The sequence below is a fragment of the Streptomyces sp. NPDC003300 genome (assembly GCF_040610915.1).
Taxonomy (GTDB): domain Bacteria; phylum Actinomycetota; class Actinomycetes; order Streptomycetales; family Streptomycetaceae; genus Actinacidiphila.
In genome coordinates this window covers 149,751-168,710 of record NZ_JBEXNE010000002.1, presented here as the reverse complement: position 1 = coordinate 168,710, position 18,960 = coordinate 149,751, and the positions used below count along the sequence as shown (strand labels likewise).

At 71.0% G+C, this 18,960-nt stretch carries 17 protein-coding genes; 12 read left to right on the top strand and 5 right to left on the bottom strand.

The genetic code is table 11. The features are described from left to right. Nucleotides 1-75 precede the first annotated feature (75 nt). Nucleotides 76-1,071 (bottom strand): right-handed parallel beta-helix repeat-containing protein, encoded by a 996-nt coding sequence (locus tag ABZX65_RS03295; protein WP_355333942.1) that lies wholly within the window; start codon nucleotides 1,069-1,071, stop codon nucleotides 76-78. 182 nt (nucleotides 1,072-1,253) lie between these two features. Between ABZX65_RS03295 and ABZX65_RS03290 the strand changes: the two genes are divergently transcribed. The 4 genes from ABZX65_RS03290 (at nucleotide 1,254) to ABZX65_RS03275 (ending at nucleotide 4,555) form a co-directional block, all read left to right on the top strand. Then, nucleotides 1,254-2,183 (top strand): PAC2 family protein, encoded by a 930-nt coding sequence (locus tag ABZX65_RS03290; protein ID WP_188283398.1) that lies wholly within the window; start codon nucleotides 1,254-1,256, stop codon nucleotides 2,181-2,183. 326 nt (nucleotides 2,184-2,509) lie between these two features. Next, complete coding sequence (gene coaE, locus ABZX65_RS03285; protein WP_355333939.1) at nucleotides 2,510-3,118, top strand: dephospho-CoA kinase; 609 nt, start codon at nucleotides 2,510-2,512, stop codon at nucleotides 3,116-3,118. A 91-nt stretch (nucleotides 3,119-3,209) separates the two neighbouring features. After that, a complete protein-coding gene (locus ABZX65_RS03280; RefSeq protein WP_188283400.1) occupies nucleotides 3,210-3,578 on the top strand; it encodes a tetratricopeptide repeat protein in 369 nt (122 codons plus the stop codon). A 5-nt stretch (nucleotides 3,579-3,583) separates the two neighbouring features. Continuing rightward, the gene (locus tag ABZX65_RS03275) at nucleotides 3,584-4,555 is read left to right on the top strand and encodes a slipin family protein (protein WP_355333936.1); all 972 of its coding nucleotides are present in this window, start codon (nucleotides 3,584-3,586) and stop codon (nucleotides 4,553-4,555) included. Nucleotides 4,556-4,636: 81 nt separating this feature from the next. Here ABZX65_RS03275 and ABZX65_RS03270 read toward each other — a convergent pair whose 3' ends face one another. Both ABZX65_RS03270 and ABZX65_RS03265 read right to left on the bottom strand, forming a co-directional pair. Beyond that, complete coding sequence (locus ABZX65_RS03270) at nucleotides 4,637-4,792, bottom strand: hypothetical protein (protein ID WP_355333933.1); 156 nt, start codon at nucleotides 4,790-4,792, stop codon at nucleotides 4,637-4,639. 74 nt (nucleotides 4,793-4,866) lie between these two features. Continuing rightward, nucleotides 4,867-5,370: a methylated-DNA--[protein]-cysteine S-methyltransferase gene (locus tag ABZX65_RS03265; RefSeq protein ID WP_355334689.1), complete on the bottom strand. Its 504-nt coding sequence runs from the start codon at nucleotides 5,368-5,370 to the stop codon at nucleotides 4,867-4,869. Between the two features lie 211 nt (nucleotides 5,371-5,581). Between ABZX65_RS03265 and uvrB the strand changes: the two genes are divergently transcribed. The 6 genes from uvrB to ABZX65_RS03235 all read left to right on the top strand — a co-directional run bounded on the left by uvrB (nucleotide 5,582) and on the right by ABZX65_RS03235 (nucleotide 13,578). Further along, nucleotides 5,582-7,678: an excinuclease ABC subunit UvrB gene (uvrB, locus tag ABZX65_RS03260; RefSeq protein WP_355333931.1), complete on the top strand. Its 2,097-nt coding sequence runs from the start codon at nucleotides 5,582-5,584 to the stop codon at nucleotides 7,676-7,678. A gap of 121 nt (nucleotides 7,679-7,799) precedes the next feature. After that, entirely contained in the window at nucleotides 7,800-8,378 is a 579-nt protein-coding gene (locus ABZX65_RS03255) for a TerD family protein (protein WP_355333929.1), read from the top strand. A gap of 81 nt (nucleotides 8,379-8,459) precedes the next feature. Continuing rightward, the gene (locus tag ABZX65_RS03250; RefSeq protein ID WP_355333927.1) at nucleotides 8,460-10,394 is read left to right on the top strand and encodes a TerD family protein; all 1,935 of its coding nucleotides are present in this window, start codon (nucleotides 8,460-8,462) and stop codon (nucleotides 10,392-10,394) included. Between the two features lie 202 nt (nucleotides 10,395-10,596). Continuing rightward, on the top strand, nucleotides 10,597-11,595 hold the full coding sequence (locus ABZX65_RS03245; protein WP_355333925.1) for a TerC family protein: 999 nt from the start codon (nucleotides 10,597-10,599) through the stop codon (nucleotides 11,593-11,595). A gap of 154 nt (nucleotides 11,596-11,749) precedes the next feature. After that, a complete protein-coding gene (locus tag ABZX65_RS03240) occupies nucleotides 11,750-12,790 on the top strand; it encodes a cytochrome c oxidase assembly protein (RefSeq protein WP_355334686.1) in 1,041 nt (346 codons plus the stop codon). A gap of 101 nt (nucleotides 12,791-12,891) precedes the next feature. Next, nucleotides 12,892-13,578: a DUF3761 domain-containing protein gene (locus tag ABZX65_RS03235; RefSeq protein WP_355333922.1), complete on the top strand. Its 687-nt coding sequence runs from the start codon at nucleotides 12,892-12,894 to the stop codon at nucleotides 13,576-13,578. Between the two features lie 111 nt (nucleotides 13,579-13,689). On the opposite strand, the gene ABZX65_RS03230 is transcribed toward ABZX65_RS03235, so the two are convergent. After that, nucleotides 13,690-14,346, bottom strand: coding sequence for an MBL fold metallo-hydrolase (locus ABZX65_RS03230; RefSeq protein WP_355333919.1), 657 nt, complete (start codon nucleotides 14,344-14,346; stop codon nucleotides 13,690-13,692). 26 nt (nucleotides 14,347-14,372) lie between these two features. Continuing rightward, nucleotides 14,373-15,101: a maleylpyruvate isomerase family mycothiol-dependent enzyme gene (locus ABZX65_RS03225; protein WP_355333916.1), complete on the bottom strand. Its 729-nt coding sequence runs from the start codon at nucleotides 15,099-15,101 to the stop codon at nucleotides 14,373-14,375. 214 nt (nucleotides 15,102-15,315) lie between these two features. Here ABZX65_RS03225 and uvrA point away from each other — a divergent pair, with 214 nt between their 5' ends. Both uvrA and ABZX65_RS03215 read left to right on the top strand, forming a co-directional pair. Further along, nucleotides 15,316-18,306, top strand: coding sequence for an excinuclease ABC subunit UvrA (gene uvrA, locus ABZX65_RS03220; protein WP_355333913.1), 2,991 nt, complete (start codon nucleotides 15,316-15,318; stop codon nucleotides 18,304-18,306). Nucleotides 18,307-18,497: 191 nt separating this feature from the next. Next, a complete protein-coding gene (locus ABZX65_RS03215) occupies nucleotides 18,498-18,920 on the top strand; it encodes a Rieske (2Fe-2S) protein (RefSeq protein WP_355333910.1) in 423 nt (140 codons plus the stop codon). Nucleotides 18,921-18,960: the final 40 nt, after the last annotated feature.

Below are 18,960 nucleotides of genomic sequence, written 5' to 3'. Positions count from 1 at the left end.
GGTCCCGCACCCCTCAGGGGGTGCGGGACCGCGGTGCTTTCCCGGTGACCGTGGGGCCTTGGGCGGCGCGGGGGGCTACGGGGTCACGGGGATGTTGGTCAGGGCCTTGCCGCCGGTGCGCTTGTTGGAGGCGTAGACGGTGGTGGGGCAGTCGGCGGAGTAGTTGGTGACGTAGATCGCCGTCTGCGTGGCGCCGGTGGCGCCGGTGAGGTCGGAGGCGTTGTCGCGGAAGACGGTGCCGCAGCCCCAGCCGGGCTGCTGGGTGTGGGTCTGGTAGCCGTCGTTGAGGGTGCGGGTGCCGGTGTTGCCGGTGATGGTGTAGCCGTTGCCTTTGACGTCGACCCAGGAGTCGTCGTAGTTGGTCATGCTGAGGCCGCTGCCGTCGAAGGTGTTGCCGGAGACCAGGCCGCCGGTGGTGCCTTCCTTGAGGTCGATGTTCTCGGCGCCGATGTTGGGGCCGATGACGTTGTTGAGGATCTGCACCCGGTCGCTCTTGTCGGTCAGGGTGTTGGCGGTGCCGACGTAGACGCCCTCGCCGTATCCCGGCCGCTGGAGCCCGGTGTCGTAGATCCGCGAGTTCTTGATCACGCCGTCCGTGCTGGAGGTACGGAAGTGCACGCCCTCCATCTGGAGCCCGTGCACGGTCACCGAGTCGATGACGACATGCGCGGCGGCGTCGGTGACGATGCCCTTCTGGCCGCCGGTGACGCTGACCCCCTTGACGGTCCAGTAGCTCGCGCCGTTCAGATAGAGGCCGTAGCCGCCGGAGGAGGTGAGCACGGCGTTCGAGGAGCCGGTGAGCGTGATCCGGTCGGCGGCCGTGCCGGACACGGTGACCTTGAAGTTGCCGGTGTACGTGCCGTCGGCGAGATGGATCGTCTGGCCGGGGGCGGCGGCGGTCAGCGCCGCCTTCAGCTCCTTGGCCGTGGTCACCTCGACGGTGGTCGCCGCGGCGGCCGTCGACGCACCGGCCGTTGCCGCACCGGCCGGCGTCGCGTACGAGAGCAGCCCGGCGAGCAGTGCCGCGACGGGCAGGGCCACCGGCAGGGTCAGAAGCGTGTGGGGTCGCATCCGCGTCCTTCCATCGTTCCAAGTATGTGAATCTTGGTCGTCCATGTGAACACATGGACGTAACGAGAGAAGGTAGGGCCCACCCGACGGACCGTCAAGACGTCCGGGTTCCGGGCGGACGCGTGGGAATGGCCGGGCGGGTACGTTCGTTGAGGGGGGAGAGAGCGAGGAGGACGATCATCGTGCTGGATCCGCAAGGGCTGTACGAATACGTGCCGGGCGGGGCCGAGGCCGTCGACGCAGCGGTCGGAGACGCAGGTCCCGTACTGCTGTACCACTTCGAGGGGTACATGGACGCCGGGGACACCGGCGAGCAGATCAGCGAGCAGTTGCTGGACCGCCTGGACAACCAGCTCGTCGCGCGCTTCGACGCCGACCGGCTGGTCGACTACCGCGCCCGCCGCCCGCTGATGACCTTCGAGCGCGACCACTGGACCTCCTACGAGGCACCGGAGATCGACCTCTATCTGGTGCGGGACACCACCGGCACCCCCTTCCTGCTGCTCACCGGCTCCGAGCCGGACGTGGAGTGGGAACGGTTCGCGACCGCCGTGCTCCAGGTCATCGAACGCCTGGGCGTACGCCTCGCCATCAACTTCCACGGCATCCCGATGGGCGTGCCGCACACCCGGCCCGTCGGCCTCACCCCGCACGGCAACCGGGTCGACCTCATGCCCGGCCACCGCGCCTGGTTCGAGGAGGCCCAGGTCCCCGGCAGCGCCGCCTCCCTCATCGAGCTGCGGCTCGCCGAGGCCGGCCGTGACGTGCTCGGCGTCGCCGCCCACGTCCCGCACTACCTGGCGCGTTCGCCCTACCCGGACGCCGCCCTCGCCGTCCTGGAGACGATCACCGCCGCCACCGGCCTCGTGCTGCCCGAGATCGCCCACGCCTTGCGCAATGAGGCGCACACCGTCCGCGTCGAGATCGACCGCCAGGTCGCCGAAGGCGACGGCGAACTCGTCTCCGTCGTCCGCGGCCTCGAGTCCCAGTACGACGCCGTCGCCGGGTCCCAGTCCCGCGAGAGTCTCATCGCCGAGGCCGTCGAGCTTCCCTCCGCCGACGATCTCGCCGCCGAGTTCGAACGTTTCCTCGCCGACCGCGAGGACGACTAGCGCCTGCGGCGCGCTCACGAAAGAGGGTTCGCGTCCCCAGGGCGCGGGCCCTCTTCCGCTTCCCCTCCGCAAGGCGCGCCGCGCTCGCGCAGGGCCTGGTTTTCAGGGGCGCGGCCCCTGGACGGTTGCTTGCGCAGGGCCTGGTTTTTAGGGGCGCGGGGAACTGCGCGGCCCGCCCCCACCGGGCTGCCAGCCCGAAAACTCACAGCATCTGCCCCGCTGGGGCCGGTTTTCGACGGCCGCGCCACCGTTGGTGGCTGAGTGCGCAGTTCCCCGCGCCCCTGGGAGGCACCCGCGGAGGGCCGGAGGGCCCGTAAGCTGGCGGCATGCTGAACGTCGGGCTGACCGGTGGAATCGGGTCAGGAAAAAGCTCCGTGGCGAAACTGCTGGTGGCACACGGCGCGATCCTGGTGGACGCGGACCGCATCGCCCGCGAAGTGGTGGAACCCGGCACGGAGGGCCTGGCGGCGGTGACGGCCGAGTTCGGCCCGGACGTGCTGGCGGCGGACGGGACACTGGACCGCCCGAAACTCGGCGCGATCGTCTTCGCGGACGAGGCCCGGCGCCAGGCGCTGAACGCGATCGTGCACCCGCTGGTCGGCCGCAGGTCGCAGGAGCTGCGGGCGGCGGCGGCCCCGGACGACATCGTCGTCAACGACGTACCGCTGCTGGCGGAGAACGACCTGGCCCCGTTCTACGACTTCGTGATCGTCGTGGACGCGGCCCCGGCCACGCAGATCGAGCGCCTGGTGCGGACACGCGGGATGACCGAGGACGAGGCGCGGGCGCGGATGGCGGCGCAGGCCGGCCGCGAGGAGCGCATCGCCGTCGCGGATCTGGTGATCGACAACGACGGCCCGCTGGAGGAGCTGGAGCCCCAGGTCCGCGCGGCGTGGCAGCGGCTGCGGGAGCTGGCGGCGGCCGGGACGGCGTAGTCGCCCGGGGAATGCGGTTGCCGACGACGACGTTGGGTATGTCAGACCAGACGATCAGTCGTCACCCGTGCCCGAATTCAGGGAGGCGGCCTTGCACGAGCGGACCCCAGAGACGCACGTCATCGACTTCCGCGCCGCGGAGCAACTGCTGGAGGCGCGTGACCCGCGCGGCGCCGTACAACTCCTCGACCCGGTGATCTCGGCCCATCCGGAGAACACCGCGGCCCGCCTGCTGCGCGCCCGCGCGTTCTTCGCCGCGGCCCAACTGCGTCCGGCGGAGCTGGAGTTCCAGATAGTGCTGGAGCGCGAGCCGGACAACGCCTTCGCCCACTTCGCGCTGGCCCGTACGCTGCAACGCGCGAACCGCGCCGACGAGGCCCAGCGCCACTTCCGGCTCGCCGCCGCACTCGACCCCCGGCCGGACTATCTGGCCGCAGCCCGTTTCGACGACGCCGGCTGACGGCCGTGGAAGTCGTCGTGGTGCTGCTGATCATCATCGCGGTGGTCGCCCTGATCGGCGTGTCCAGCAGTCTGAGGGTGGTCAAGCAGTACGAGCGCGGGGTGATCTACCGCTTCGGCCGGGTCAACCGGCTCCCCAAGGAGCCGGGCCCGCGCATGCTGGTGCCGTTCGTGGACAAGATGACCAAGGTCAACATGCAGGTCGTCACCATGCCGGTGCCGTCCCAGGACGGCATCACCCGCGACAACGTGTCGGTACGGGTCGACGCGGTGCTCTACTTCCGGGTCATCGACCCGATCCGGGCCACCGTGGACGTGCAGAACTACCAGTTCGCGATGTTGCAGGTGGCACAGACCTCGCTGCGCTCCATCATCGGCAAGAGCGAACTCGACGATCTGCTGTCCGGCCGCGAACGCCTGCACGAGGGGCTGGAGTTGATGCTGTCCACGCCCGCCACCGGCTGGGGCGTCCACATCGACCGCGTCGAGATCAAGGACGTGGCGCTGCCGGAGTCCATGAAGCGGTCGATGGCCCGGCAGGCGGAGGCGGACCGGGAGCGGCGGGCCCGGATCATCACCGCCGACGGTGAGTTGCAGGCGTCCCAGAAGCTCTCCGAGGCGGCCAGGACCATGGACGCCAACCCGTCCGCCCTCCAACTGCGCCTCCTCCAGACGGTGGTGGAGGTCGCGGCGGAGAAGAACTCGACCCTGGTGATGCCCTTCCCCGTCGAGATGCTGCGCTTCTTCGACCGGGCCGCGAATTCCGGCGCGAATTCCGGTGCGAACTCCGGTGCGAACACCGGCGGCAGCCAGGACACGAAGCCGGTCGAGAAGACGGCGGCGCCCGCGGCGACGGACGAACTGACGGACGCGGAACCGCGGTCCGCCGTCGAGGCCGCGGCCGACGAGCCGCCCGCGATCGACCGGAAGCCGCCGGGCCCGATTCAGATCCCGGACCCGCGCACGTCCGAGGAGTGAGCGACGAAGCCGTAGCGGCAGGGCAGGAACGGGACGGGAGCGGGCGGGTCACTCCGCCCGCTCCCGCGCGTCAGCCCCGCGTCAGCGCGTCCAGTCGATCTTGAACACCCACGCGTACCGCCCCTTCGCCCGCGCCGCCGCGGGCACCCGTACGGTCAGCGTGCCGCCGTCGAACTCCCGGTCCAGCGGCCGGTCGTGGCCGAGCATCGTCACCCGGTCGCCCTTGCGGACCGGCACCGGAGCGGTCGTTGACCGTGACGTCCCTGCCGCCGCGCGGCGCGGGGGCGGACGTGCGGAGCCTGCTCAGATCATCAGAACAGCGGTGCGGGCAGCACGCCCTCCAGCGCCAGCAGCGTGCGCTTGATCTCCAGGCCGCCGCCGAAGCCGCCTATGCCGCCGTCGCTCTCCACCACCCGGTGGCACGGCACCACCAGCGGTATCGGATTCGCGCCCATCGCCGTCCCGACCGCGCGGGCCGCCCCGCGCTCGCCCACCCGGTCGGCCAGGTCCTGGTACCCGACGACCGTGCCGTACGGCACCCCGGCCGCCAGCTCGCGCAGCACCCGGCGGTTGAAGCCGGTGATCAGCGACCAGTCCAGAGCGAGCGAGAACTCCTTCAGCGCACCCGCGAAGTACGCCTCCATCTGCTCGGTGACCGGCGCCAGCCGGGCCGCGTCCTCGACCGGCTCGCCGCCCAGCCGCCGCCCCATCGACGCCACCGCGCGCCGTACCGCCGCCTCGTCCGCCCGGAAACCGACATTGACCAGCCCCTCGTCGGTCGCCGCCAGCAGCAGCGGCCCGATCGGGGTCTCCATGACCGTCCAGGCGGTGTCGTTCGTCACGCGGCCAGCCTAGATCGGGGGTCCGACAACGCCCCGCCGCCGCGATCCGCCCGGCAAGCACGGCCGCCGCAAGGCCCGTCACCGGAAGTGACCGGGCGGTCACACGAGGGGAAGTGGCCGCCCCGGCGGCGGCCCGCCCGTCCGGGCCCGGACGATTGTCGGTGGTGGGTCGTACGGTGGTGACATGCGGCCCGTATCAGACATCGAACGCAGTGTGGCGCCCTTCGAGGTCGTCAGCCCCTACCAGCCCAGCGGCGACCAGCCCACCGCCATCGACGACCTCGAGAAGCGGATCCGCGGTGACGAGCAGGACGTCGTGCTGCTCGGCGCGACCGGTACGGGCAAGTCCGCGACCACCGCGTGGATGATCGAGCGGCTCCAGCGCCCCACCCTGGTCATGGCGCCGAACAAGACGCTCGCCGCCCAGCTCGCCAACGAATTCCGCGAGCTGCTGCCGAACAACGCGGTCGAGTACTTCGTCTCGTACTACGACTACTACCAGCCCGAGGCGTACGTCCCGCAGACGGACACGTACATCGAGAAGGACTCCTCGATCAACGAGGAGGTGGAGCGGCTGCGGCACTCCACCACCAATTCGCTGCTGACCCGGCGCGATGTCGTCGTGGTCGCCTCCGTGTCCTGCATCTACGGCCTCGGCACCCCGCAGGAGTACATCGACCGCATGGTGCGGCTCAATGTCGGCGACGTCATCGACCGCGACCAGCTCCTGCGGAAATTCGTCGACATCCAGTACGCGCGCAACGACGTGGCCTTCGCCCGCGGCACCTTCCGGGTACGCGGCGACACCATCGAGATCTTCCCGGTCTACGAGGAACTGGCCGTCCGCATCGAGATGTTCGGCGACGAGATCGAGGCGCTCTACACACTGCACCCGCTCACCGGCGAGGTGATCACCGAGGACCGGCAGATCTACGTCTTCCCCGCCACCCACTACGTCGCGGGCCCCGAGCGGATGGAACGCGCCATCGCGGGCATCGAGAAGGAGCTGGAGGGCCAGCTCGCCCTGATGGAGAAGCAGGGCAAGCTGCTGGAGGCCCAGCGGCTGCGGATGCGCACCACGTACGACATCGAGATGATGCGGCAGATCGGCACCTGCTCCGGCATCGAGAACTACTCGCGGCATATCGACGGCCGCGAGCAGGGCTCCGCGCCCGACACCCTCATCGACTACTTCCCCGAGGACTTCCTGCTGGTCATCGACGAGTCGCACGTCACCGTGCCGCAGATCGGCGCGATGTACGAGGGCGACGCGTCCCGCAAGCGCACCCTGGTCGACCACGGCTTCCGGCTGCCGTCCGCGCTCGACAACCGGCCGCTGAAGTGGGAGGAGTTCCTGACCCGCGTCGGCCAGACCGTCTACCTGTCCGCGACACCCGGAAAGTACGAGCTGTCCCGCGGCGACGGCGTGGTCGAGCAGATCATCCGCCCGACCGGCCTGGTCGACCCCGAGGTCATCGTCAAGCCCACCGAGGGCCAGATCGACGACCTGGTGCACGAGATCCGGCTGCGCACGGAGAAGGACGAGCGCGTCCTGGTCACCACCCTCACCAAGAAGATGTCCGAGGACCTCACCGACTACCTGCTCGAACTGGGCATCCAGGTGCGGTACCTGCACAGCGACATCGACACCCTGCGCCGCGTCGAGCTGCTGCGCGAACTGCGGGCCGGTGAGTACGACGTCCTGGTCGGCATCAACCTGCTGCGTGAGGGCCTTGACCTGCCCGAGGTGTCGCTGGTCGCGATCCTCGACGCCGACAAGGAGGGCTTCCTGCGCTCGGGCACCTCGCTGATCCAGACCATCGGCCGCGCCGCCCGTAACGTGTCGGGCCAGGTCCACATGTACGCGGACCGGATCACCCCGGCGATGGAGAAGGCCATCGAGGAGACCAACCGGCGCCGCGAGAAGCAGATCGCGTACAACAAGGAACGCGGCGTCGACCCGCAGCCGCTGCGGAAGAAGATCGCCGGAATCCTGGACTCCTTCGCCCGCGAGGACGCCGACACCGAGGAGCTGCTGGGCTCCGGGCGGCAGCGCTCGCGGGGCAAGGCGCCGGTGCCAGGACTGTCCGCCCGCGCGGGCGAGAAGCGCGGTGCGAAGACGCTGCCCGCCGAGGAGCTGGCCGACCTGATCGCTCAGCTCACCGACCAGATGCACGCGGCGGCCGGCGAGCTGCAATTCGAGGTGGCCGCCCGGCTCAGGGACGAACTGGGCGAGCTGAAGAAGGAGTTGCGCCAGATGAGAGAAGCGGGAATGGCGTGACGCGGGACCGGCGACCGGCCGGTGTTCGCCAGGAATCGCCATGCGGCGAACCGGGATACCGTTGCACGGCGTCTTGTTAGGGTGCGGGACAACCGCACACACGGGTGAGAGGGGACAGCGCGTGACGGTCAACATGACCAAGGGCCAGAAGATCAGCCTGAGCAAGTCCGACGGAGGGACGCTGACGGCGATCCGGATGGGGCTGGGCTGGCAGGCCGCGCCGCGCCGCGGACTGTTCGGGTCCCGCACCCGGGAGATCGACCTGGACGCCTCGGCCGTGCTCTTCGCGGACAAGCAGCCGGTCGACGTGGTGTTCTTCCAGCACCTGACCAGCGACGACGGCTCGGTCCGGCACACCGGTGACAATCTGGTCGGCGGCGCGGGCCAGGGCGGCGACGACGAGTCGATCATCGTCGACCTCCAGCGCGTACCGGTCCATGTCGACCAGATCGTCTTCACGGTGAACTCCTTCACCGGCCAGACCTTCGCCGAGGTGCAGAACGCGTTCTGCCGCCTGGTCGACGAGACCAACGGGCAGGAGCTGGCCCGCTACACGCTGACCGGCGGCGGCCAGTACACGGCGCAGATCATGGCCAAGGTGCAGCGCGGCGCGACCGGCTGGTCGATGACGGCCATCGGCACGGCGGCCAACGGCCGGACGTTCCAGGACCTCATTCCGGCCATTCTGCCCGCGCTCTGAGGCCGCACGGCCGCTGACGCGGCCCCCGGCCCGCGGGCCGGAACACGTACACACGCATAACGGGAACGGGGGGCGGCGGACATGACGGCCGAACTGGTCCGGGGACAGAACCATCCGCTGCCGGGCACCCGGATGGAGATCCGGGTGTCGGCGGGCACCCCGGTGGTGGCCGCGGTCACCCTCGGGGACGAGCGGGGGCGGGTCGTCGGCGACTCCTCGCAGTGGCTGGCGCACCCCGGCGCGCCGCAGCTCCCCGGCGTCGAGGTGCCCCGGCAGGCCGCCGCCGAGCACCGGCTCGCGGTGGACCTCGGCGCGATGCCGCCGCAGGTGCACCGGGTGCACGTTCTGCTCGCCCTTCCGGGCGCCGCGGGCCGCCCCGGCGCGCCCGCCGCCTTCGGCGCCGCCCCCGCCCCGCATCTCGCCGTCACCACCACCGAGGGCGAGGCCGTCGCCGGATTCACCATGACCGGCCTCGGCCCCGAGACGGCCCTGCTGGCCATCGAGCTGTACCGGCGGCAGGGCGCCTGGAAGGTGCGCGCCGTCGGCCAGGGGTACGAGGGCGGTCTGCCCGCGCTGCTGCTCGACCAGGGTGTCCCGGAGCCCGCCGGGGTGGCCGCGGGCATCGACGAGGCGGTGGGGCGCGAGCTGTCCCGCTCGGTCGACCTGCCCGCCGCGCCGCGTACGGTCCCGCCGCCGCGGCCGGAAACCGCGGCCCCGGCCGCCGCTCCGGGCGACGGCCGGACCACCGCGTCCTCAGGACCGGTCGACTACCGGCACCCGCGGCGCGAGGCCGCCGCCACCGCGCCGCCCCCGCCCGCTCAGGGACCGGCCCAGGGCCGGCCGGGCTCGCCGTACGACGCCCCGCCCGCCGCGCCGCGGCCGTCCTCCGACGGGCAGCCCAGCACGCCGCCCGGCACCCCGCCCGTCCCCGTCGCGGGCGACGCCTCCGGCTGGACGATGGAGGAGCGACTGCACAATCAGGTGTGGGGCATGTTCGAGGACCTGGCCCGCACCATCGCCGCCTACCGCAGCGCGGTGGACTTCGCCGAGTCCCGCTTCGAGCAGGAGCTCGACCGGCTGCTCGCCGACCCCGCGACCCGCGGCGGACAGGCCGCGGACGCCGCCCGCGACCAGGCGCAGACCCGGCAGTTCGCGCTGGTCGACCAGGCCCGCGCCGTGCTCGACCGGGACATCGCGCAGCTCGTCGCCGAGGCCGAGGTCGTCGAGCCCGCGCTGCCCGCCGCCTTCGCGGGCTGGGAGAATCCGGTGTGGCACGCCTACCGGGTGCCCGACCAGCCGCCGCTCGCCGTACGGCTCGGCGGCCTCTACCTGCCCGAGGCGCCCGAACTGCGCATCCCGCTGCTGGCCCGGCTGCCGCTGGACCGCGGTCTGTGGATCGACAGCGAGGAGGACCGCGGGGTCGCCATGGACACCGCCGTGGCGATCGCCGCCCGGCTGCTCGCCTCGTACCCGGTGGGCGGTTTCGCGGTGCACGCCCTCGACCCCGCGGGCTCCGGCTCCGCCGCGCTCACCCCGCTCACCGGCAGCGGCGCCGTGCTGATGCCGTCGGCCGGGGGCGCGGCCGGGGTCGGCGAGGTGCTGAACCGGCTGACCGAACGCGTCGATCTGCTCCAGATGGCGCTGCGCGGCGGCGCCGCCGACTCGCTGCCGCCCGGCTTCGACACCGCCGAGCAGCTTCTGATCGTCAACGAGTTCCCGTACGGCTTCGACGACCGGGCGGTCACCCAACTGCGCTATCTCGCCGACGAGGGACCGCGCGCCGGGGTGCACCTGCTGCTGGTCGCCGACCGCGAGGACGCGTCCGCGTACGGGCCGGTGCTCGATCCGCTGTGGCGCTCGCTGCTGCGGCTCACCCCGCTGCCCAGCGACCACCTGGCCGACCCATGGGTGGGGCACGCCTGGACGTTCGAGCCGTCGCTGGTGCCGCCGGGCAGCCAGGTGCTCACGCAGGTGCTCAGGGAGATCGCGGCGGCCCGCCCGGCCTACGGCCCCTGACCGGTCGTGCCGGGTCCTGCGCCGGTGCTTTACCGGCTTTACGGCTCTGACCTGCACTCTTGTGCGATTCTTTACTAACTCTTGGGCAATTCGTGTACTGTTCTTGGTGCGGAGTGAAACCTCCCCCTGAACGGACTCAAGTGGTGGGGACCTCCGGCAGCGACGACGCTGACAGTTGCCGTATCGAATTGCCGGAGGACCTGTGGATGTCTCCCTCGCCCTCTGGGCGCTCACCATCGCCGGACTGATCGCCCTGATCGCCGTTGACTTCGTCATCGGCCGCACCCCGCACGACGTCTCCGTCAAGGAGGCAGGGGCCTGGACGATCGTCTGGGTCGTACTCGCCGGGCTCTTCGGGCTCGGCCTGCTCGTCTTCTCCGGCGGCCAGCCGGCGGGCGAGTTCTTCGCCGGTTACATCACCGAGAAGTCGCTGAGCGTCGACAACCTCTTCGTCTTCGTCCTGATCATGTCCAAATTCGCGGTGCCGTCCCAGTACCAGCAGCGCGTACTGCTGGTGGGCGTGCTGATAGCGCTGGTGCTCCGCGCGGTGTTCATTGCGGGCGGCGCGGCGATCATCGCCAGCTTCTCGTGGGTCTTCTACATCTTCGGCGCCTTCCTCATCTGGACCGCCTGGAAGCTCATCCAGGACGCCCGTTCGGACGACGAGGACGAGGAATTCGAGGAGAACCGGCTGCTCAAGGCGGTCGAGAAGCGCGTGCCGTCCACCGACAAGTACCACGGCACCCGGCTGTTCATCACGGAGAACGGCAAGCGGCTGATGACGCCGATGCTCGTCGTGATGCTCGCCATCGGCACCACCGACGTGCTCTTCGCGCTCGACTCGATCCCCGCGATCTTCGGCCTCACCCAGGACCCGTACATCGTCTTCACCGCCAACGCCTTCGCCCTGATGGGCCTGCGCCAGCTCTATTTCCTGATCGGCGGCCTGCTCAAGAAGCTGGTCCACCTGTCGTACGGGCTGTCGGTGATCCTCGGCTTCATCGGCGTCAAGCTGGTGCTGCACGCGTTGCACGAGTCCGGTGTGCACGTCCCGGAGATCTCCATCCCCGTCTCGCTCGGCGTCATCGTCCTCGTCCTCGCGGTCACCACCGCCACCAGCCTGGTCGCCTCCAAGCGGCAGGCGGAGGCCGAGGCCGCCGCCTCCGAGGACGAGGAGCGCCCCGCGACGCCGGTGCGCTGACCGGTCCCTCCGCACTCCCTCCGTAACCCCCTCCATACCGACCCCTCCGTACCGACCCCTTCGCGCAGACCGCTCCGTCACGAGGGCTACCGTGGCCCTCGTAACGGAGCGGTTGTGCGTGGCGTGTGGGAAGGCGCGGATGGTGGCGAGCGGCATGGTGGTCCTTCCCGAGCTGACCGGCGCGCGGTTCTTCGACGCCTGGCGGCTCGACGCGGTCGCGCTGACCGCCGTCGTCCTGCTCGGCGTCGCGTACGCGCTGGGCGTACGGCGCAAGCGGCGCGCGGGGGAGCGGTGGCCGCTGTGGCGCACCGCCGCGTTCTACGTCCTCGGTCTCGGCACCCTCGTCGTCGCGACGATGTCCTCGCTCGCCGTCTACGACCGGGTGCTGTTCTGGCCCGCCGCCGTGCAGAACATCCTGCTCGACCTCTTCGCCCCGCTCGGCCTGGCGCTCGGCGACCCGCTCGCGCTCGCCGCACCCGACAGCCGACTGCGCCGCGCCTTCACCGGCCGTACGGTACGACTGCTGATGTATCCGCTGGTCAGCTCGGTGCTGGTGCTCGCCTCCGAGCTGACGATCTACTTCACGCCGTACTTCTCCACCGCCCTCGGCAACGGGCTCGTGCTCCAGCTCATGCACCTGCAACTGCTGCTCACCGGCTGCCTGTTCGTGCTGCCGATGCTCAGCCGTCAGGACCTGCTGCCGTCCTGGTGCGGCCATCCGGTCAGGGCCGCGCTGGTCTTCTTCGACGGGCTCTTCGACTCCGTGCCCGGCATCGTCGTCATGACCAGCGGCACGCTGGTGGCCGGGCACTGGTACGCCGCGCACCCGCGCTCCTGGGGGCCGAGCGTCCAGCACGACCAGATGCTCGGCGGCGGCCTGATGCTCACCCTCGCCGAACTCGTCGCGCTGCCCTTCCTGATCCTGGTCTTCTTCGAGTGGTGGCGGGCCGAGCGGGAGAAGACGGCGGAACTCGACGCGCGGCTGGACCGCGAGGCCGTCGTCGCGATGTCCGGTGCTGGTGCCGGTGCTGGTGCTGCCGCCGGTGCCTCTGCCGCGTCCGCCTCCACAAAGGCCCCCGCGTCCGCCCCCGCGTCCGCCCCCGCGTCCGCCGCCGCGCCCGTTCCGGAGATGACCCGCCCCTGGTGGGAGACCGATCAGGGCGAGGTCGGCGAGCGCATGCGGCGCGGTCGCTGAGCGGTCCGCGGCGGCTCGGGGTCACAACTGCGTTACGGGCACCACGTCACGAGTCGGCGCGTGTCACGCTCTCCCCCTCATACCTGTCCTGGGGGGACAAATTGCGTCAACGTGCCATCACCGCTGCCTGTTTACTGGCCGTCGCGGGGCTCGCGCTCGCGGGATGCGACGGCGACGGGGGGACCGACGACATATCGGGCGCCGCCGCCTCGGTCTCGGCCACACCCACGGCCGCGCCCACCACCACGCAGGCCGCGCTCACCGGCCAACTGCCCAACCTGACCGGGATGCCGCTGCTCGCCGCGCGCACCATGGCCGACGACGCCGGGTTCACCCGGATCGCCGCGCACGACGCGACGGGGGCCGAGCGCACCCAGGTCTCGGACGGCGACTGGAAGGTGTGCTTCCAGCAGCCCGGCCAGGGGCCCGCGGCGCTGTCCGACCCGGTCGACCTCGCCGTCGTCAAGATCGCCGAGATCTGCCCGCCCGCGGACGGCACCCCGGCGCCGTCACCCACACCCACGGTCACCCGCACCACGGCGCCGTCGCCGACCGCCACGCACAAGGCGACGCCCAAGCCCCGCCCCACCACCGTCACCCACAAGCCGACCCCGAAGCCCAAGCCGAAACCCAAGCCGAAGCCGAAGCCGACCGTCGGGTACACCGAGCCCCCGGTCAACGACCACGACGGCGCCACCGCCCTCTGCAACGACGGCACGCTGTCCTACTCGCAGCACCACCGGGGCACGTGCTCGCACCACCACGGCGTGGCCGTCTGGTACAAGTAGCCCGCCCGGCCGTACGGCGACCGTACGGACCTCCGGGGGAGCGCGGGGCGGGGGCGAGCCGGCGGCAATCCGCTGCTCGCCCCCGCCGGGCCGGGGTGTGCGCGCCGACCGCTACCAGCCGCGCTCGCGCCATTTCTTGAGGTGGGGGCGCTCGGCGCCGAGGGTCGTGTCGTTGCCGTGGCCGGGGTAGACCCAGGTCTCGTCCGGGAGCACGTCGAAGAGCTTGGCCGTGACGTCGTCGAGGAGCGAGGTGAAGGCGGCCGGGTCGTCGTGCGTGTTGCCGACGCCGCCCGGGAAGAGGCAGTCGCCGGTGAAGACGTGCGGGGCGCCGTGCGGGTCGTCGTAGACGAAGGCGATGCTGCCCGGGGTGTGGCCGACCAGGTGCCGCGCGGTGAGGCTGACGCGGCCGAAGGTCACGGTGTCGCCGTCGTCCAGCGCCACATCGGTGGGGACCGGGATGCCCACCGTGTCCTCGCGGCCCGCGTAGGTACGCGCGCCGGTCGCGTCGATCACCGCGCGCAGCGCCTGCCAGTGGTCGCCGTGCTGGTGGGTGGTCGCGACGGCGCCGAGCCCGGCGTCGCCGACGACCTCCAGCAGCGTCTGCGCGTCGTTGGCCGCGTCGATCAGAAGCTGCTCGTCGGTGGCCCGGCAGCGCAACACGTACGCGTTGTTGTTCATCGGCCCGACCGCGACCTTGGTGATGATCAGGTCTTCCAGTTCATGCACGTCGGGGGTCCCGCCCACCGTCACTTCTCCGCTGTACGCCATGCCGCCAGCCTAGAGGCTCGGGGTGCCTAGAGCGGAGGCAGTACGGGCAGCGGGCCGTCGGGGGTCACGGTCAGGCCCTCGTACGGGCCGCGGCCGGAGACCCAGGCCAGCAGGGGGCGGGTGGCGGCGCTGACGGTGAGGTCGGGTTCCGCGGCGGCGCCGATCGTCCAGGACGCGCCGGACTCGGCGTCCTCCAGGCGGACCGCGGCGATGCCCTCGTGGCCGGTGAGGCCGTCGGCGAGGGAGGCCAGCTCACGGGCGGCGAAGTCGGCGGGCAGGTCGGCGGTGGTGGGGCCGATGCCGAGGTCGACCAGGTGCAGCCACACCTCGCCCAGCCGCCGCCAGGGGACCTCGGCGGCGGCGATCACCCGGCCGGAGCGCAGCGTGACCTGCGTCGCCCAGCCCGACGGCGGCACCTGCGCGGCGGCCCGCTCGAACCGCTCCGCCGAGGCCCGCAGATCGGCGAGGTGGTCGTCGAGGGGACGGCCCGCGCCCTCCTCGATGGCCCGGTCGCGGGACGTCGCGTCCGCGTACATCGGGGTCTCCACGCCGGTCCCCGCCCAGATCAGCAGATTGGCCAGGGCGTCGGCATTGCGGGCGACATGGGTCAGCAGATGCCCGCGGGTCCAGCCGGGCAGCAGCGAGGGTTCGGCGACGCCGTCGGCGGGGAGCGCGGACACCGCGGCGACGAATCGGTCGGTGGCTTCCCGGACGGCAACCGCATCGAGTACGGGATCCGGTCGTTGGACGGTCACGTACCGACGCTAGCGCGTCACCCCGCGCTCGCGCAGGACACACGATCGGGTGAAGTGGTCAGAGCGCGCCCGTAAATCGAATGCACGTGCTATATGGTCGGTGTGTCGCAACTTCTGAGAACGCGGCGAACCGGAAGAAAACCCGAGCGCACCCCGTTTAGGCTGACTGGGGGTGCCGACTCTCCCCCCGTCTCTATGAAAGGTGCGCACTGGCGTGGCCGATCGACTCACCGTCCGTGGCGCTCGCGAGCACAATCTGAAGAACGTGTCGCTCGACCTGCCGCGGGACTCCCTCATCGTGTTCACAGGGCTGTCCGGATCGGGCAAGTCCTCCCTCGCCTTCGACACGATCTTCGCCGAGGGGCAGCGCCGGTACGTCGAGTCGCTCTCCTCCTACGCCCGCCAGTTCCTCGGCCAGATGGACAAGCCCGATGTGGACTTCATCGAGGGCCTGTCCCCTGCGGTCTCCATCGACCAGAAGTCCACCTCGCGCAACCCGCGCTCGACGGTGGGCACCATCACCGAGGTCTACGACTACCTCCGGCTGCTCTTCGCCAGGATCGGCAAGCCGCACTGCCCCGAGTGCGGCCGCCCGATCTCCCGGCAGTCGCCGCAGGCCATCGTCGACCGGGTGCTGGAGCTGGAGGAGGGCAGCCGTTTCCAGGTGCTCTCCCCGCTGGTCCGTGAGCGCAAGGGCGAATTCGTCGACCTCTTCGGCGACCTCCAGACCAAGGGCTACAGCCGTGCCCGGGTCGACGGGGCCACGATCCAGCTCACCGACCCGCCCAAGCTGAAGAAGCAGGAGAAGCACACCATCGAGGTGGTCATCGACCGCCTCACGGTGAAGGACAGCGCCAAGCGCCGCCTCACGGACTCCGTCGAGACCGCGCTCGGCCTGTCCGGCGGCATGGTCATCCTGGACTTCGTCGACCTGCCCGAGGACGACCCGCAGCGCGAGCGGATGTTCTCCGAGCACCTGTACTGCCCGTACGACGACCTGTCCTTCGAGGAGCTGGAGCCGCGCTCCTTCTCCTTCAACTCGCCCTTCGGCGCCTGTCCCGACTGCACCGGCATCGGCTCCCGCATGGAGGTCGACCCGGAGCTGATCGTCCCCGACGAGGAGAAGTCCCTGGCCGAGGGCGCCATCGCGCCCTGGACCGGCGGCATGTCCAAGGGCTACTTCGAGCGGCTGGTCGAAGGTCTCGCGGGGGAGCTGGGCTTCAGGACCGACATTCCCTGGGCCGGGCTGCCCGCCCGCGCGAAGAAGGCGCTGCTCTACGGCCACAAGGCCGAGGTCAGGGTCGCGTACAAGAACAGGTACGGCCGCGAGCGCGCGTACAACGCGCATTTCGAGGGCGCCATCCCGTTCGTGAAGCGGCGGCACCAGGACTCCGAGAGCGACTCCAGCCGGGAGCGCTTCGAGGGGTACATGCGCGAGGTGCCCTGCCCCACCTGCCACGGCAGCAGGCTCAAGCCGATCGTGCTGGCCGTCACCGTCCAGGACCGCTCCATCGCGGACGTCTCCGCCATGTCGATCAGCGACTGCGCCGAGTTCCTCGGCGGGATGAAGCTGGACGCCCGCGACAAGAAGATCGCCGAGCGGGTGTTCAAGGAGGTCAACGAACGGCTGAAGTTCCTGGTCGACGTCGGCCTGGACTACCTCTCGCTCAACCGCGCCGCGGGCACCCTGTCCGGCGGCGAGGCCCAGCGCATCCGGCTCGCCACCCAGATCGGCTCGGGCCTGGTCGGCGTGCTGTACGTGCTGGACGAGCCGTCGATCGGCCTGCACCAGCGCGACAACCACCGGCTGATCGAGACCCTGGTGCGGCTGCGCGACCTGGGCAACACGCTGATCGTCGTCGAGCACGACGAGGACACCATCAAGACCGCCGACTGGGTGGTCGACATCGGCCCCGGCGCCGGTGAGCACGGCGGCAAGGTGGTGCACTCCGGCTCGCTGAAGGAGCTGCTGGTCAACGAGGAGTCGCTGACCGGGCAGTATCTCTCGGGCAAGCGCGTCATCGTCACCCCCGACGTACGCCGCCCGATCGACCGCAAGCGGCGGCTGACCGTGCACGGCGCCCGCGAGCACAATCTCCAGGACATCGACGTGTCCTTCCCGCTCGGAGTGCTCACCGCCGTCACCGGCGTCTCCGGCTCCGGCAAGTCGACGCTGGTCAACGACATCCTCTACACCCACCTGGCCCGCGAGCTGAACGGGGCGCGCAGCGTCCCCGGCCGGCACACCCGGGTGGACGGCGACGACCTGGTGGACAAGGTCGTGCACGTCGACCAGTCGCCGATCGGCCGCACCCCGCGCTCCAACCCGGCCACGTACACCGGTGTCTTCGACCATGTGCGGCGGCTCTTCGCGGAGACGATGGAGGCCAAGGTCCGCGGCTATCTGCCCGGCCGCTTCTCCTTCAACGTCAAGGGCGGTCGCTGCGAGAACTGCTCGGGCGACGGCACGATCAAGATCGAGATGAACTTCCTGCCGGACGTCTACGTCCCGTGCGAGGTCTGCCACGGCGCCCGCTACAACCGCGAGACGCTGGAAGTGCACTACAAGGGCAAGTCCATCGCCGAGGTGCTGGAGATGCCGATCGAGGAGGCGCTGGACTTCTTTGAGGCGGTGCCCGCCATCGCCCGGCACCTGCGCACGCTCTACGAGGTCGGCCTGGGATACGTACGCCTGGGGCAGTCCGCGCCGACGCTGTCCGGCGGCGAGGCGCAGCGCGTGAAGCTCGCCTCCGAGCTCCAGAAGCGCTCCACCGGCCGTACGGTCTACGTCCTGGACGAGCCGACCACCGGTCTGCACTTCGAGGACATCAGCAAGCTGATCAAGGTGCTCCAGGGCCTGGTCGACAAGGGCAACACCGTGATCGTCATCGAGCACAATCTCGATGTCATCAAGACCGCCGACTGGGTGGTCGACATGGGCCCCGAGGGCGGCAACGGCGGCGGACTGGTCGTCGCCGAGGGCACCCCCGAGCAGATCGCGGCCGTCCCGGCCAGCCACACCGGCAAGTTCCTGCGGGACGTCCTGGGCGCGGAGCGGATCAGCGACGCGTCGGTGCCCGCGCCCAAGAAGCGGGTGCCCGCCCCCAAGAAGGCCACGGGGACGGCCGCCGCGGCCAAGAAGGGCACGACGGCCGCCGCGAAGAAGACCCCGGCGCCGCGCAAGCGGACGGCGGGCAAGGCGTAGCACCGAGGAAGGTCAAGGACGGGTCGGCGCGGGCGCGGCGGCACGCCGTCGAGGCGCGGTCGTCAGGCAGCGGTCGTCAGGCGCGGTCGTCAGGCAGTGGGCGTCCGGGAGTGGCACAGAGGAAGCGGACAGGTGGGGGACGTAGGGTTACGGGTCGCGAGACCTCCCCACCTCCCCGACCTGGAGCGCACATGACCACCGAACTGCCCGCCTGCCGCCGTACCGTCCTGCGAGGCGCGGCCCTGGCCGGAGCCGCCGGGTTCGGCCTCACCGCGTGCGGCGGCTCCGGCGGCGGTTCGTCCGACGGGCCCGCCAAAGCCGTGGAGTTGGGCGCCGCCACCGAGGTACCGGTCGGCGGCGCCAAGCTCTACCGGAACGACAAGGTGGTCGTGGCGCAGCCGAAGGAGGGCACCTTCAAGGCGTTCAGCGCGGTCTGCACGCACGCGGGCTGCGTCGTCACCTCGGTGGACGGCACGACGATCACCTGCGCCTGCCACGGCAGCCAGTTCGACGCGGACACCGGCGCCGTGCTCCAGGGCCCGGCGACCAAGCCGCTGCCCGCCGTGCAGGTCACCGCCTCCGGCGGCAAGCTCACCGCCGGTCCGGCGAGCTGACCACCGGCAGTCCGGCACCCGCGAACCGGCGGTCCCGCCC